Source organism: Bacteroides sp. AN502(2024) (genome assembly GCF_041227145.1).
Taxonomy (GTDB): domain Bacteria; phylum Bacteroidota; class Bacteroidia; order Bacteroidales; family Bacteroidaceae; genus Bacteroides.
Map to the genome: position 1 here is coordinate 2,095,101 of NZ_JBGFSP010000003.1, position 15,821 is coordinate 2,110,921.

9 protein-coding genes and 1 pseudogene are annotated in these 15,821 nt (G+C 47.0%); 3 read left to right on the plus strand and 7 right to left on the minus strand.

All coding sequences use genetic code 11. The features are described 5' to 3' along the window. Positions 1 to 117: 117 nt before the first annotated feature. The 7 genes from AB9N12_RS08070 to AB9N12_RS08100 all read right to left on the minus strand — a co-directional run bounded on the left by AB9N12_RS08070 (position 118) and on the right by AB9N12_RS08100 (position 13,497). Complete coding sequence (locus AB9N12_RS08070; RefSeq protein WP_369891227.1) at positions 118 to 1,056, minus strand: metallophosphoesterase; 939 nt, start codon at positions 1,054 to 1,056, stop codon at positions 118 to 120. A gap of 119 nt (positions 1,057 to 1,175) precedes the next feature. Then, entirely contained in the window at positions 1,176 to 3,986 is a 2,811-nt protein-coding gene (locus AB9N12_RS08075; protein WP_369891230.1) for a TonB-dependent receptor, read from the minus strand. Between the two features lie 166 nt (positions 3,987 to 4,152). After that, a complete protein-coding gene (locus AB9N12_RS08080) occupies positions 4,153 to 5,343 on the minus strand; it encodes an SAM-dependent methyltransferase (protein ID WP_369891232.1) in 1,191 nt (396 codons plus the stop codon). A gap of 68 nt (positions 5,344 to 5,411) precedes the next feature. Beyond that, positions 5,412 to 6,191: a M15 family metallopeptidase gene (locus AB9N12_RS08085; RefSeq protein WP_369891234.1), complete on the minus strand. Its 780-nt coding sequence runs from the start codon at positions 6,189 to 6,191 to the stop codon at positions 5,412 to 5,414. 211 nt (positions 6,192 to 6,402) lie between these two features. Further along, a complete protein-coding gene (locus AB9N12_RS08090) occupies positions 6,403 to 9,279 on the minus strand; it encodes a DUF6493 family protein (RefSeq protein ID WP_369891236.1) in 2,877 nt (958 codons plus the stop codon). A gap of 13 nt (positions 9,280 to 9,292) precedes the next feature. Then, positions 9,293 to 12,154: a DUF6493 family protein gene (locus AB9N12_RS08095; protein WP_369891238.1), complete on the minus strand. Its 2,862-nt coding sequence runs from the start codon at positions 12,152 to 12,154 to the stop codon at positions 9,293 to 9,295. Continuing rightward, entirely contained in the window at positions 12,142 to 13,497 is a 1,356-nt protein-coding gene (locus AB9N12_RS08100) for an SWIM zinc finger domain-containing protein (RefSeq protein WP_369891240.1), read from the minus strand. The genes AB9N12_RS08095 and AB9N12_RS08100 overlap by 13 nt, the downstream gene beginning before the upstream one ends. A gap of 535 nt (positions 13,498 to 14,032) precedes the next feature. On the opposite strand from AB9N12_RS08100, the gene AB9N12_RS08105 reads away from it, so the two are divergent. The 3 genes and pseudogenes from AB9N12_RS08105 to AB9N12_RS08115 form a co-directional block, all read left to right on the plus strand. Continuing rightward, on the plus strand, positions 14,033 to 14,419 hold the full coding sequence (locus AB9N12_RS08105) for a hypothetical protein (protein ID WP_369890975.1): 387 nt from the start codon (positions 14,033 to 14,035) through the stop codon (positions 14,417 to 14,419). After that, complete coding sequence (locus AB9N12_RS08110) at positions 14,385 to 15,368, plus strand: transposase (RefSeq protein WP_369891242.1); 984 nt, start codon at positions 14,385 to 14,387, stop codon at positions 15,366 to 15,368. Before AB9N12_RS08105 ends, AB9N12_RS08110 begins: the two co-directional genes overlap by 35 nt. A gap of 238 nt (positions 15,369 to 15,606) precedes the next feature. After that, positions 15,607 to 15,738 (plus strand): annotated as a pseudogene (locus tag AB9N12_RS08115) (acetate--CoA ligase family protein); the annotation flags it as partial. Positions 15,739 to 15,821 lie beyond the last annotated feature (83 nt).

Here is a 15,821-nt window from a genome sequence, read left to right on the forward strand (position 1 = left end):
ATTAGTGTAATCAGTAAGAGGTGGATAAATAATTAAGGGTGTCCCTTTCGTCACGAGAGAGACACCCTTTGTTGTGTGTTTTTCTACTGAGAGTAGAATCTATATCATCAAGAGAGTTTATTTCTTTCGGGTAACCGTATAAAGTATATTCCCTTTTTTATCTATCATGCGAAGATTGAGCTCTTTTTTGTCGATGGAACAAACGGAGAATCCCGGTTCGGAACTACAGAACTTCGTGCCTTCGATAGGTTTCACCTTGCGTGCCAGTGAGGCGGCGGAGTTGACAATATAGTCGATGTCGCTTTCCGGAACACGGATATGCTGGAAGTTATGGATATGTCCGCAGATATACATATCTACCTTATGTTTGCGTAAGATGGGATCAACCCGTTTTTGCATGTCCAGCCGTTCACTTTCTTCTTTAGGGGTATAAGCGTAGATGGGATGGTGTCCGGCTACGATAATCCAGTCTTCTTTGGCATTGGCAAGCACAGATTCCAGCCATGACAGTTGTTTGTTGACATCCTGTTTACAGGCATCGGGATATTTGTCACTTTCCTTGCGGTATTTCTCGATCAGAGGAGTGGTATCGATCCAGATGATGCGGATGGTGGCACCTTTCTCTTCGAATGTCCGGGTGTAATAACGGTCGGGCATTGTCCAGCGGCGGCTGATGTTGGTGTAATCCAATACGGCTTGTGTGTTTCCACGATATTCATGGTTTCCCAGGATGGGGAACCAGTCAATCATCAGTTCCGGATGTGAATAAATTAATTCATAGTTGGTCATCCACAAGGGGTCGTTTACGCTGCGGACTCCTTCAAAGTGATGAACGTCTCCGGTAGCCAGAACAAATTCAGGTCCTATCTCTTCCCCCATCGTACCCATTAATTCGGCAATTGGCTTCTGGTCGTAATAGCCGTTACGCCCTAAATCGTTCGCTACATAGAAGTTAAACTTTTTGTCAAATATGGAGTAATCCGCCAACTGTGCCTGAACAAATGTGCAGACGAAGAGCAGGGAGAGAATCGATAAACTTTTAATCTTTTTATTCATATTCTGTTGTATATTAGTGATTTATAAATGAATGTAATAACTTCGGCTTTGGGGGCTTGTTGGTTTAAAAGGAACGATCTCTTCCTTTTAAAGAAATAAATCCTGTGACTTAGTTCGTATCAGAAGTTTATTTTTACACCGGCATTTATCTTTACGCCATAGTGCTCTGACTGCATGGTACGCTCTTTAGTGCCTTGATAATAACGTAAAGGTTGATTCAATAGATTGGTGGCGTCTGCATAGAATGTTGTTTTGAACTTTTTGCCGAATGTATAGCTTGCGTTCAGGTCCATGTAATTTACGGCATCGTAGTAACGGTCCAGTGCGGCAACTTCTCCCATTTCATCGATGAAGCTGGATGCAAAGTTGTAGGATAGACGAACGTTGAACCCTTTTTTCTCAAAGTAGAGCGATGCGTTTGCCGTGTGTTCGGGAGAACCGGGTAAGGAAAGATCTTTCTCATTTTCGCGTCCTTCGAAGTTGAAGTTATTCACTTTGGTGTGAGTGTAGGTGTATGTACCGTAGAATCCTACGCATTTCAATGCGGGAGCAATGAAGCTGAAATCGCGTTGATAGGCAAGTTCCACACCAAGTAAGTCGGCATCACCTGCGTTCTTGGGTTGGGTGAATTTCTTGTATTCGTTATTCTGGTAGGTATAATCACTAATCACCTGATCGACAATAAAGTCATTGATCTTCTTATAGAAGATACCTGCGCTGACCAGACCGACACTCTTGAAATAGTAATCGGCACTTAAATCGAAGTTGTATGAAATAGTGGGAGTCAGGTCGGAGTTACCCATCACCAGTTCGTTATCGCTGCGGTTGATATTGACGCACGGAATTAATGCGGAATATTTGGGACGGCTCAATGTCTCTGTGAAAGATGCGCGGACTTTGAAGTCATCGGTTACATCATATTTCAATAAAACACTGGGGAGCCAGTTGGTATAATTGTTCTTATGATTCCCGGTCGGTTGAAGCGTTTCATTTTCGTCTTCATCCACCAGCCAGTTCCAGCCGTTGTATTTGATACGAGTGGCTTCCATACGGAGTCCCAGCATCATTTTTAGTCTCTTTCCCAGGATCTGGTCGAAGCGGAAGAAAGCGGAAGTGACATTTTCTTCGGCGTGATAGTTGCTGGAAGATTCTTCAAGCACTTGTTCGCCTTCCATGTTTTTCAGGTCGAGCGAACCCAGGTATTCTTTCGATACGAAATCAGTGGCTTTATACTGATTGCCCGGCATGAAACCGTCACGAATATGGCTTGTGAGATTGTCCATGTATGCTGTCTGGTAGGTATCTTTGTATGCATCTGCGTAGTCGTAGCAGGTCACATCGCGATTTTTAGTCTTGGATGTGTATTTGGCTCCGAATTTCAGGCTGTTTCCATAGATTCCGTTAACCAGCGGCAGTTCGAAGTCAACTTTGAATTTCAAGTCTTTTTCGTAGATTTCCTGATTGCTCTCAGTCAGTTCTTTCACTTTCCATTTACCTCTTTCGCCGTCCACTTTTCCGTTGTGCAGACTTACGTCTGTTGTCACATACGGGAAACGGCCGCCTGCATCTACGATATTAAATCCCAGAAAATCCTGTTTCAGATTGAAATATCTTTCGTTCGGGCGGTCTTCACTGGCACGTGCGTAAGAAGCTCCCCAGTTCATGGACAGTTTACCGAACTGATGTTCTCCGTCCAGACTGAAATCCATTGTCTGTTGCAGTTCCAGACGGGCATTTCTGTTGTTGGGGCTACCCCCCTTGGTCTCTATTTGGGCAGATTGTTGCATTTCGCCTTCATCGTCCAGTCCTGTTTTGTCCAAGTCCTTGTAGGTAACGCGATAGCGGTTTTCCCAGTCGTGACGGCGGTTGTAGATGCCTTGCAGCGTCAGTCGGTGGTTCGGATGTATTGCGTAGTCGAAGGCGAGTGAGTAGCTTTGGCGTTCACGTGTCACGTAGTATTGGCGTTTTTGTGCTTCCACCATTACGACCTCTCCTTTCTTGTTGACATCGTATTCAAATTCTACATCATCCGAACCTACCGGAGCATTTTGATAAGAAACGGCTGCCATCATTCCCAGTTTGTTGTTAAAGAAACGGTCACCATAAGTGAAACCCAGGTTCAATTGGGCTTTCTTGCTGATCCAGTTGTATCCTGTTCCTGCTGTAGCACTGATAACTCTCTTGTAAGGAGTACTTTTAGTGACCAGATTGATAGAACCACCGATGGCGTCTCCATCCATATCCGAAGTAACTACTTTGTTTACTTCGATGGTCTGTATCATGTCAGCGGGGATAAGGTCGAGCTGGACGTTACGTGTGTCGCCTTCGGCAGAAGGGAGGCGGTTGCCGTTGATTGTAACGGAACTAAGATCGGGTGAAGTGCCACGCACTTGTCCGAAGCGGGCTTCTCCCTGATCGTATTGTACATTGATACCATTGATACGTTTCAATGCATCCCCGATATTGGAATCGGGAAATTTACCTACCTGGTCGGCTGAAACGACATTGGTGATTCCCAGCTTGTTCTTCTGCGAATTGATGGCGCGGCGTTGACCCTGGAAAGCTCCGCCTACTACCACCTCTTGCAACTCGAGTCCTTCATTCAAGACTACGTCTTTCTCAAGTGTCTTTCCAGCCGGAATGGTGATTTTCATTTCGACGGGTGAGTAGCCTACGTAGCTGACTTTGATGGTATATGTGCCTGGAGTAAGATTGGCGAAAGTATAATAACCGTTAACATCACTCGTCACTCCGGTGTGTAATTTTTCGATGTAAATGGACGCTCCCGGGAGGGTTTGTTGGGAACTATCTACAATGCGTCCGCGGATAGTGCCTTGTCTGACTATGCTCACTTTTTCTTCTGCGAAAGTGTTACCGCTTGTGCTCATGACTAAAAGAGCGAAGGGGATAAATTTGAGAAATCGTTTCATAAATGTTAGCGTGCGTTAATTATTTGCTGCAAAAGTAGCGGGGAGACGTTTCTTACTCTTTACAGCCGGTTGAAGAACGCGTAACAATTATGCTACGTTTATATTACAGCGTCCTTTTATCCGGAAGCTTCCGGAAAGGGCGGGTTGCTGTTGTTATAGAAATAGTTCAGACTTTCTCACAGCGAATCAGTACTTTTTGTCCATTATTTAATGTACTGGCAAATAAGTAGGTATCTCCTCCTTCAGCCAGATGGATTCGTTTGCGGAGTTCGGCTACTGTAGCGGGGAAGTTACGGACAGTTACATTGGCTTTTTTCAGGTCTACCAGATTTTTCTTTACCTCTTTTTTATTGAAACTGCACCGGTTGACAATACGGAATATTCTTCCGGGGAAGTTTTCTATGAAAGTATCGGAAGTATACAGATGACTGTTGGGATGCAGTTTACGGACAGGATAGGCTGCGGTAATGCTGCGAAAAGCACCGGCTTTCAGAAGGGAGGCATTCGGTTCGTAAAGATAGGTTTCTAAAGAATCCGTATAGATACATTCGCTGCATTGCTCCTGTTCGCGGGTAAATACAAAGTGTTGTTCTTCTTGAAGCCCTTTCGTGGAGAGGTTCACACAATGAATGGAGATTTCGGTTGGTGGGGTCTGTCCGAGTAGGATGAGTAGTTCCTTACATTCGTTGTTGACGGATAGAATATGCACTTCCTGTGTCTGTTGCAGCTCTTTCAGTGCCAATGAAAGATCAAGCATGGGCGAGAGTTTTATCATTACCCGGTTGGCTTTGTGAAGTAAAAGCTCTTCCAGTTCGGCTACGTTTGGTTCGCAGTCGGAGATGGCAACCGTTTTTCCACCGTGCTCATTGCGGCGAGCGGGGTCGAGAAAAATACAATCTACGGGGGACATGGTTTGCAGATAGGCTACTCCATCTTCGTTTCTTATGTTTATATGGTTTAGATTCAGTATGGTAAAGTTGTGTGCAGCTATTTCGCAGAGTTCCTCCTGACGTTCTACGTAAGTGGCGGACTTGAATCCGGTGGCAAGAAAAGAACAGTCAATGCCGAAGCCTCCGGTGAGATCGGTCAGAGACTCTCCCTGCAAAAGACGCGCTTTGTAGCGGGCGGTGATTTCAGAAGAGCATTGCTCCAGCGACAAATGTTTCGGATACCATATTTTTTCTATCTTCCACCATGAGGGAATCTTTTCGGCGGCAACCTTCCTTCCCGCAATTTGAGTGATGGCGGTCGGCATATCTATGTCCGGGTACTTTTTAGCTTGTAAAGCCAGTTCACGTACATCGTCTGATGAATGTTCGCAAATGAAAAGTAGGGTTTCGGGGGAGATTTGCATCATGGCGTTATTGCGTTATAGGATGTTACAATGAATCATCGGGCTCTGATTATGGGGTTGTTGAGTGTCGGTTATGGTATTAACCTATACTTCCGTTTGGCTACGTCCCGGCTGCAAAAATTGAAATGCCACCATTCGCCGGGTAATGCACGGAATCCGGCCTCTTTCATCACCTTTCGCAGCAGTAGCCGGTTCCGACGCTCCGTTTCACTTATTTTTCCATTACGTACCAGTTCGATCTCGTCTGTGATATGGGCTTCCACGCCTAAGTGGTCTACTTGGGTTCCCATAGGCAGGGGCTGTCCCGAAGAGTCCTGAATACTGATGTCTACTGCCAGTCCGTAGTTGTGTAACCCGCCTCCGCGGTTGGGGTTGGAGACATATTTATATTTGGACGTTCCTTTCACTACGTCCCACATCTTTTTCTGTACCGACATTGGACGTGCCGCATCGTAAATGATAAGGCTGTAAGACGGGTGCAGTCGCTTCAATGCTTTCTGTGCCTCTATCAGGGCGTATGCCGCATCCGGATGCAGGTAGGCTTCCGTTAAGTTATCGTAAAGCACTTCGCCCGTGAAATTATCAGCCTGTGTATACATTAACTTGACAACGAGGCTGCTATCCAGATCGGTTATGTTGACGAGTCCCAATGAGTCCATGTAGAGAGCCATTGCGCTTCGCTCCGGCGGTGGCGGTGAGATGGTGGCACATTCTTCACCGGATCGCATATCGTCCGGTGTATATCCGTATTCCGCCGGGGTGGGAATCTCCTTCTCCTTTGGACCGGAAAAGAAGGAGCATCCTGTCAGCAACAAACAGAAGACGGTTAGACTATATTTTAGAATGGTCATTCAAACTTTGTTATTTAGTGTGCCAAAGATACTTCTTTTTGGCTTTAACTCCAATAAGCTATCCTTAAATTCGGATTGTTTAAGTGTCAGGCCATGCCAACATATTGGCACAGTTGTGCCAATGCGATGGCACAATCTTGCCACTTCGATGGCACAGCTGTGCCAATACGGTGGCACAACTCAAGAGATTAAGTAACTACGACCGTTCCTCTTAATGTTGGATATTATCCACCGCTTTCTTCAGGTTGGCTACCCCTTTCCAAATGTCCAACAGATGCAAGACCTGTTCGTCTTCGGCTTTGCTGTTGTTGACGGACAACAGTTCCGCATATATCTCCAGCAACTTCTTCAAATCTTTGACCGGCTTTTCCGGAAGTTCCGCCAGCATTGCCGCGATGAGTGTCTCCAGTTCCCGGTTGTGCAGGGGACTGACATTCATCATTTGTCGCTCCATCAGGTCGGTGAGTCTTTTCAACGGTCCCCAGCCGGTATGTTGATGTGAACCTAATATTTTGCCTATGCGCTTGCTGTCCATGCACCCTTTGCCTACACGATCTATCCAGATTTCAGCGGCATAAGAACGGGAAGTCTTATCCGCTACCAACATGCAAGTGGCTTCCAGCAGATAAGACACTTCGTGCCAAGCATGCCTTAACTGATGAAGTGCCTCGATGGCGGTCCGGGTGATGTCTGTCTCCCGAACCTCGGCTACCCTCGGATCGTATATGGCACTGCGGATACACCATACAAATAAGGGTTCCGGCATATTGGGAGTTAACCATGCCAAACGCGGCAAGTCATTTAGTATATCGTCGAAACGTTCTATCAGCGGATACATTTCGACCACTAACGGATGTGAATCGCATGAATGGTAGTTGATTCTCTCATCAAATGTATCTTTGTTGACGACATGAGCGTTTTTGCTTTCCGGAATGTCGAAAGCAAGAATCGGGGTGGTCCATTCTACGACTTTCTTGTTGTAATCGGTATATGAGTGCGTTTTCAGATAGGTCCTCCACGTAAAGTTTCCGGTCAGGAACTCGCGCGGCCCTTTATTGTATGAGAAATCTTTGAATTCGGCGTAGATTGTCTCGGGCGACTTGATGAGTCCTGCCGTCATCCACCAGGAAGGATGGGTGAAGGGCGCTTGGGGGCGTGCGTCGTCCGCTCCCAGCAAGAAAGCCAGCAAGCGTCGGTATTCTCCCTCTAAGCCTTGAAGGAGGATGGGGAGTTCTTGTGACGAATCATCCAATGCCACTCGCGAGAGTGCGATTTGCATATCCATATCGTCCGGCTCGGCGTTTGCCTGCCGGTATTGCTTCAACCGTTCCACCAAGGTTGCCGGTTCGATAAACATTGGAGCATGGGTGGGAGTGGACAATAGGGGTAAAGGTCTCTCCTTGCTTTCCAGAAGGTCCAATGTCCGGCATAACAGCTGCCTGTAAACGTGGAATTTCTCTTCTTTGCCCGTTTTCTGACGGATGGTGAGTTCCTGCAGATTGCGATAGCCCCAGTTACCTTTCTTCAGTTCGTCCTTCCGTACCATTTCCCGATGCAGGTCGCTTAGCTCTTTCGTTTCTTTAGGGAAACGTTTAACCAGCAGCTTCGCATAATCAAGGAGGAAAGTCGCCATGAGTTGGTCTAACAGGCTGCTTCGCGAACTTCCTCCGTCTATCAGTACTTTGTAGGCGCGTTGAAGGATGGGTGCCCATTGTGAGATTTGTTCCGCTTTCTGCCGACGGTCTTCTTGCAATAAGGCGCCGAGTAACAGGTCGAAGTGATAGATTTCGTTCACATCCAATACTTGTCCGGCAAGAAATATCAGGTCTTCGGTGGAAGCGATTTCCTCTATCCGGTTGTCCTCACGGATAAGGGGGAGTATCGGTTCATGCACGAAAGAGGCGGAATCGTTGCCGGACTGTCCGGAGTGGGCGGGAGTCGCCTCATTATGCTCCAGATAAGCCCTCAGCTCTTTTTTAGTGTTTGCCAACATCGTTTCCGTATATGCGGAGAGCGCTTCCCTTAATGCCGCGGATTCCGTCTCTCCATACGTCAGAATCAGTTTGGCTACCTTGCTTTGAGTGGATTCTTCCCGGCTCATCAATCCTTGTGCGGCAACACGACAGATGGCATCGCGAAAATCCCTTCTTTCTTTTGCCAGCTTGTCAAGTACGGCCAGTGTGTTTTGATGGACAGCCTTCACGTCTGAAGCGAAAAGCACGGAAGCCTGACTTAGAAACTCTTCAACCCGGAATTGCGGGTGAACGCATAGGTTCTTCAGCAGTCCGAGTATGATATTTGTCGGGCGGCTGTGAGGGGCGGACAGGACGGCGAATATTTCCGGTTGCAACGCGAGCTGCTCTTCCATGGCGGGGGCAAGTGCGGCAAACATGCCCGCAAACCAGCCGCATAGGTTCTTGTTCAGATTCCGGTTGACGGCAAGCAGAGATTCTTTTAATACACGCATACGATCCAGTTGACCGTGTTCTACGAAGTATCTGAAAGAGAAATAAGGTTGTCCGCCATTCCTGCCATCCACCCGGTTTTGCCCGCAGTCGTATTGGAACAGATACCAAATATGCTCTTTGAGTGTGATTGCCCGCTTTTGCAGGAAATCGGTATTATCCAGTTCGTTCACCAGATACCCCGCGATGGTTTGTGGAGAGGGCGTTAGGGTGAGCACTCCCTGTTCCATCCAATCCATCAGGATTTCGTAATTCATTCCGTAGAAACCGCTGAACTCTTTGCCCTCACCCTCTTTGAAGAAGCTGTCGAGCCAGGAAGGGACATGCCATGGAATCAATTCGTTCAAATGCGCGGTGTAGATTCCCCATTCATATTTGCGGAATTCTTTCAGGGAATAGATAACGAGAGCCGTAAGGTTGATGATGCGCTGCTGTTCGGGAGTTCCCCGTTTGCCGTACGTCCTCTCGTCAAGTTTCATGAATCTATTGTAGTATTCTTCCAGTCTGTTCAGGCAGGGTATCAGGCTCTTTCGTTCTTCCCGAGTGAGTCCTTGCAGAAAGGGGATGATGGCATCACCCAGTTGCTTTTCCACTATTTCATTGAGGCGTTCTTCCGGAGTCATAATCATGAATTTGTTATAGGTTGTTGAGTGAAATCGTCACTTTCTTCAGGTTGCTGTTCGCGCCCCATTCTTGCAGGCGCTGCAGGAGCTGTTCGTCCGTAGCCTTGCTGCGGTTGACGGTCAGCAGCTCCAGGTATAGTTCAAGCAGTTGTTTGAGTCCGGTGACGGGTTTGTCGGGCAATCCGCCGATGAAGACGGTGAGCAGCTCTTCCAGTTGGCGGTTGTGGAAGGCACTGCGCTTGTACATGCTTTCGTACACCTGTGTGGTGAAGCGTTTGAGCGGGGCGACTTCCATACCAATCAGCCGGGCGAGGATTTCTCCTACCCGGCGGTTGTTCATTCTCCCCGCGGATAGCCCTTCCACCCATAATTCGGCCGCATAGGAACGGACTGTTTGGTCTGCGAAAAGCAGCGAACCGCTCAACAGGAGCAGACTCATCTCTTTGAGCGGGCAGTGGAAAGACAACAGCATGCGCAAGGCACAGGCGAGGGTGCGTTTGCTGTCTTCCTGCGGAGTGCCGAGAGCCATGTAATGGGAGATAATCCGGGCTATCAACGGTTCCGGGCGGTTGGGGAAGCAGCATAACAGAGGTTCCATGTAACGGGAATCATCTATGTTATATTTGCTGTTGATAATCAGATGTTCCTGCCACAACTGATGGCTGTTGCATTCGGCATATGTATGCCATTTGTAGAACTCGAGTTGGAGCAGACGCCTGTCCGGTTCGTATGATTTCTCTTTGGGTTGTACCCCTTTCCACTCGTAGTCTCCCGTCAGATAATTATGCGGCAATGTGTTACATGCGAAAGGCTTGAATGCTTCAAATTCCGTCTCCGGCGCTTTTACCAGTCCGGCGGCCATCCAGGCGGTCGGATGGTTGTAGGGCGGTTCGGGTTGTACGTTTTCATCCAACAGGAACAGACAGAGATGCAGGTATTCATCTTGCAACAGCTGCCGGGCGGTGGCGATGGCTTCTTCCTTGTCTTCCATGGCACAACGGGCAACAGCCAGTTGGAAATCCCACGAACAGGGTTTCTTTCCCGCTTCCTGATATGCGGCAAGCCGGCGTATCAGTTCGGTGGCCTGCAGGTATGCCGGGGTATGGGTGGGAGTGGAAAGCAGCGGCAATGTATTTTCTTTTTTGATTTGGCGAATCACATTCAGCCATAATTGTTTGATGGGTGTGAAACAGGTCACGTTGCTGTAGCAGGGTTGCCAGTCGGCAAGTCGTTTGAAAGAGCGCTCGTCATAAACTCCCCTGTTTTCATCTATTCCTTTCAGCCTTTCTTCCAATCGGGTGAACATATTTCTCAAAATTCCGGTGTCGGAGGCATCTTTCTGTACCCATAAGCGCCGGTATTCCAACAGAAAAGTGGCAAGAAGCCCTTCGTATGGCCTGAAACCATTGGCAACGATATCGGCTGCCCGTTGGAAAACGGGTTCCATCCGGCCGAGGTCTTCCTTATCCAATTGGGGATGGAAGGCAATGATGGCGGCAATGGTTGTTTCTATCTCCCAACTTTCCTCCATGTCGAACAAACGGCTGATCAGGAACAGGAAGTCTTCTTTGTCGGCGGGGGATGGGATACGATTGTCTTCCCGGCAGATGCGTACCGTTTCTCCCGCATTTGCATCGGGTTCATGGGCTTCTTCCGCAGGCTGTGGCTTGAAAGATGCGAGTACCGCTTGCACGCTTTGAAACATCTCCGGTTGATAAGACCGTAGCGTTTCCCGGAGATTGGGCGAAGAGGCGTCTCCGTGTCTTGAAACAAAGTCGGCGGCTTTCTTTTGCAGGCTTTCGTCCTTTCTCAGGAAGAGTTGGCAGAGCGTGACGCAACAAGGCTCTTTCATCTCGGGATGCCGGGCAACGATCTTTTCAAAGATGGAGCAGATGGTTAATAGCGAGTTCTTGGCACCGGAGAAGAAAAGGGGCGTTGCCCGTTCGATGAATTCCCGATAACGGAATCCTTCTTCGTCCGCGATGCTCTTCAACTGTTGCAACATCACGTTCACCGGCTTGGTGTAGGAAGAAGTGAATGTTTGCATCATCTCTTCTTGCAAGGACAACAACTCTCCGGGGGTCGGTCGCAGCGTTTCAAGGAACCCGGCAAACCATCCTGCCATGTCTTTCTTGAAATTCCGGTGAAAAGTGGTGAGTGTGGCTTTAAGCAGCCGTTCCCTGTCCAGACTGCCGTCTAACGAGAAGCGGTAGAGAGCGGCACTGAAACTTTCATCCCGTGCGGTAATTCCTTTTTTATAAGCCTCTTTGGCGCGATCATCCTGAGAGCCGATGGACGATTCGTATTCAAAAAGCGTCCAGATGTGCTCTTTCAGGGTGATGTCATGCTCAAGTAACAGCTCACTGTTGAAAGTATCGTCTCCTTTGTCTCCCTTCTTGCTAATGACGGTAGCCCGGGGAAGCAGATGCGCTACCCGGTTTGGCGAGAATTCTTTGAGGTATCCCATATCCATGAGCCGCATCAGCTGTTCGTAATTGAGCTCGAAATTAAACCAAGTCTTGTCATCGTTGATAAAGTCGGTCAGCCAGGCGGGGTTGTAAAGCGGGAGTAGTTTGCAAAGCATGTCAAACTTCACGTGATATGCCATATCCATTCCCCGCTTGTCGGCACATACAAACTGTACGGCCGATAGAAAATGTGCCCACGCTGAACAGACGTTTGTCACAAAGCTGATACCGAAGGACTTGCTTTTTATTCGTTGTAACTCCCGGATCACCGGCAGCAGCTTCCGCCTGTCCTTCATTGGCAACTCCAATACTCTCTTGATAAAAGGGATTAATATCCTCTCTTCATTCTCCGGAGTATCCACATAGGTTTCGGATAACTCTTCCAGTTCCTTTTTCAGTTCTTCCATTTCGATAGTTTCTTTACTGCCAGAATATGTTTGCAAGCGCCGCGTTCGCCCTGATTGCCGCTGAACCAGGTGCAGGTGCAACGCTCTTTTCCGCTCTTTCTGTCCAGAATGACGGTATGCCTCACCCCTCCGCTTCCCGCCACACGGGCTTCCGTCCGGTCACCGTCGTTCGAGATGATTTCCACTTTGCCTTCTTCAACCAGCTTTTCAGCCGCCATCATTCGGGGGTTGAGGCCGAGGATGCGTTCGGTTTTGAAAGGCAGGCGGCGGTAGAAGAAACGATTCTCATCCAAATCAAATCCCAGCAAGCCCATTGCCGCCAATCGTGCCGAGAGAGAATCCACCTTTTCCAAGTCAATCTGTTCCTCTATGGCGAACAGAGTGGGATTGAACTGTTGGTTGGCATAACAGTATTTGTCCATCGCGTCTACCCACCTTTCGGGTACGTCCTCGAGCAGGGATTCCAGCGCGGCGCCTTCTCCGGAAAATCCTCTCCAACATTCGCGGGAAAGAGAAAGGCTGAAGCGGACCGGACCGAAATAAAGTTGCCAGATGGTGGATTGCATGCCGGGATGCGCGAATACCCTCAATTCATCGGCAAAGGGAAGCAAAGGCTCGAGCAAGCGCAAACGGTGCAGCCCGCCGATGCAGACGGCATTCACGCTTTTCACCGGTGAGAAGGCGGGGCTCTGACCGCGCACCACTAAATAATAGTCGCATTTCACACTGCTTTTCGGCAGTGTCCGGAAGAGTTGCAGGGCTTGTATGCGGTTGAAGGAGAAGCGCTTTTCGGCAAGGGACTGATAAATCTGTACGGTAGTCAGCCCCTTTATCCATTTCACGGGCAGGGGAACTTTCCGCTCCACCACTTTCTCGCCTCCGCGATAAAGCCCCACCTCCTTGGGACCGACCGACATCACCACATTCTCCCGTCTGCCTATTCCTCCTAAGGCGGAAATCATTCCGGGGTTAAAATCGACATTCGTGGTCCCGTTTTCCGGGAACTCCCCGTCGTGCCCGTCGGGCAGTACGTCCACCCGGGCATATACACCCGCACAATTGGAAAACCCCTCAAAGCGCAGGCGATTATTTCCCGCCGTTACAATCGGGTCTTTCAGCAAGGAAAGCTGTGCGGGCGTCAGATTGAAACCGGACTGCACAACGTTGGACAACGCGATGAGGCAACGCGCCGTTATATAAGGTTGCGTCAGCTTCCCCCAAAAGAAGCAGGGGGCTTCTTTCTTCTCTATCTCGCTGTATTTGGCAAGAAACAGCTCATCTCCTCCGCCGGCTTGCCGCAGAACGGATGGGGCGGCATAGTGATAAGATAGTGTGTCGGTCATGGATAACAAATTGGTATTTGGTTGTACATTGCCCAAATATAGAAATTAATTCTTACGTGAAAAAAGAAGTAGGATAATTTACATCACTTTGGAGTGAGTGTGTGAAATTATACAATATCGTCGAAAGACTAATTGATGCCTCTTATTATACTGGCTATGAGATATAACCTTTTATAGTCTGACACATTTTTTATGCACAAAAGCGTTATTTTTTATAAATATTCTTAAATAGTATGTTCATTTTTTCCAGAAAATAATACTTTTGTGCCCATGATTAGTATGTTTTAGCAACTAATCTAAATTAAATCTTATGAATTTTTAAAGATGAAAAAGACAGCTGTTTGTGAAAATCGCTAATATTGTTTGTTTTGTTTGTGTTATCCCATTTTGAGTCAGGTGTGACTTCAAAATGGGATTTTTTGCGTAATGGTTTCTTTTTATTGTTGAAAGTGTGCCAATGATCGGTTACGGTTCACCGGTAAAATCATGTGGTCTTCTTCTCTCCAATTCTTATCTTTGCCTTCAAAAAACTCTTATGACTAGTTACGATACTCTTTTAGTTCTTGCTCGCTTCATACTCCCAGCTGACCTGTTGGAGTGTTTTGATATTGTTAAAATAGAGAACACCGCTGAAATGTTAACCATTCATTTAGATGAGCAAAATCTTCCTCCCTTGTCCTCTAGGGTTCACTCTTTAGAGTCCAAAGGTTTTCTTCCTCCGGTTTATATTCGTGATTTTCCTATCCGTGACCGTAAGGTAAGCTTATGTGTACGGCGTTGTAAATGGCTCGACAAGGAAACTGGTTCTATCATCTGTAACACTTTTGAGCTTACCGCTCAGGGAACGCGACATTCAAAAGAATTCGCGTCTTTTTTAAAAGGATTGCTTGGAGAAATACCCGATTACGGCCCGCTCTCTTGAACGTTATTATCATATTGACGGTGATCAGTTTGAGCGGCAATATAAAGAGTATCTAAGTGACTACCGCATGTGGGATCAACTGTCCCATGCCGCAAACTGGCTGCTGTTTTCCGAGAACCTGGGACCGTACTTGAGTATTGATGAAACTTCCCTTTCTAATGGTGAGTTATATACTATAATCATCAACAGAGAGGCACACGGTGGTAAAGGTGCTATCGTGGCTATTGTCAAGGGTACCAAGGCTGACGATGTCATAGCTGTGCTAGAACAAATCCCTGAAGAAGCACTTCGGATGGTGCGGGAGGTCACTCTTGATTTGTCAGAAAGTATGCGCAAGATCGTTCGCAGATGTTTCACCTCGGCTATCCGTGTGATAGATCGCTTCCATATTCAAAAGCTGGCGTGTGATGCTGTACAGGAAATTAGAATCGGACACCGTTGGGAAGCTATACAAGAAGAGACTGATGTCAGGCAGGAAGCTAAAGGTCTGAAAAAGAAATATACCCCTTTTATCTTTGAGAATGGTGATACACGCAAGGAATTATTGGCAAGGAGCCGGTATCTGCTTTTTAAATCTGCTGAAAAATGGACTGAAGCACAGAAGCTCAGAGCTACAGTCTTATTCAGAGAATATCCGGATATTAAACGGGCATATTCACTTAGTCATTCTTTAAGAATGATTTTTAATAAACGATCGATAAAGGCAGGAGCAAGAACCAATTTAGCGAAGTGGTATCAAGAAGTAGAGCAATCTGGATTTGACTCGTTTAACACAATAGCTGCTACATTATATGACAGAAGTGAGCAGATACTAAACTTCTATATTAATAGGGCATCAAATGCTGCTGCAGAATCATTTAATGCGAAAGTTAAACAGTTCAGAGCACAACTTAGAGGGGTTATAGACATACCCTTTTTCTTGTATAGACTAACTAAAATTTATGCATAAAACCACAGGATTTTATCGATGACCCCACAAGACTTTACCGGTGACCCCGGTTACAACTATCATTGGGCAAATAATAGCAGCATTGGGAGATTCTTTATCCCAAACAAAAGACGCAGACTTAATCTTTTTCTTTTTTATAGTCTGTTTCTATAAATCTTCTCTTTTTCTCATAAGAAAGAATATATTTGTATTCAAGTTAAACGAAAATTAAAATATGATAACAAGCCAGTTGCTTCGTTCTGAAATGATTGTCCGTTTGTCTACCTTGCTCCGGTTTGTAACGGATATCAAAGAAATGGATATCAATCCGCTTCTCGCAACGGAAAAGGCTGTTGTGCCCGTGAATGCACATATTAAAATAGAGAAATAAGACTATTTTTTCATTCATTGGGACATATTTACTATCTTCCCGCTGTGATTTTGCGTACATTTGGTAAGTTGAATAAAAGAAGT

Coding starts and splice junctions, on each gene's coding strand:
- AB9N12_RS08070 (WP_369891227.1), bottom strand. CDS start 1,056: ATGAATAAAAAGATTAAAAGTTTATCGATTCTCTCCCTGCTCTTCGTC.
- AB9N12_RS08075 (WP_369891230.1), bottom strand. CDS start 3,986: ATGAAACGATTTCTCAAATTTATCCCCTTCGCTCTTTTAGTCATGAGC.
- AB9N12_RS08080 (WP_369891232.1), bottom strand. CDS start 5,343: ATGATGCAAATCTCCCCCGAAACCCTACTTTTCATTTGCGAACATTCA.
- AB9N12_RS08085 (WP_369891234.1), bottom strand. CDS start 6,191: ATGACCATTCTAAAATATAGTCTAACCGTCTTCTGTTTGTTGCTGACA.
- AB9N12_RS08090 (WP_369891236.1), bottom strand. CDS start 9,279: ATGACTCCGGAAGAACGCCTCAATGAAATAGTGGAAAAGCAACTGGGT.
- AB9N12_RS08095 (WP_369891238.1), bottom strand. CDS start 12,154: ATGGAAGAACTGAAAAAGGAACTGGAAGAGTTATCCGAAACCTATGTG.
- AB9N12_RS08100 (WP_369891240.1), bottom strand. CDS start 13,497: ATGACCGACACACTATCTTATCACTATGCCGCCCCATCCGTTCTGCGG.
- AB9N12_RS08105 (WP_369890975.1), top strand. CDS start 14,033: ATGACTAGTTACGATACTCTTTTAGTTCTTGCTCGCTTCATACTCCCA.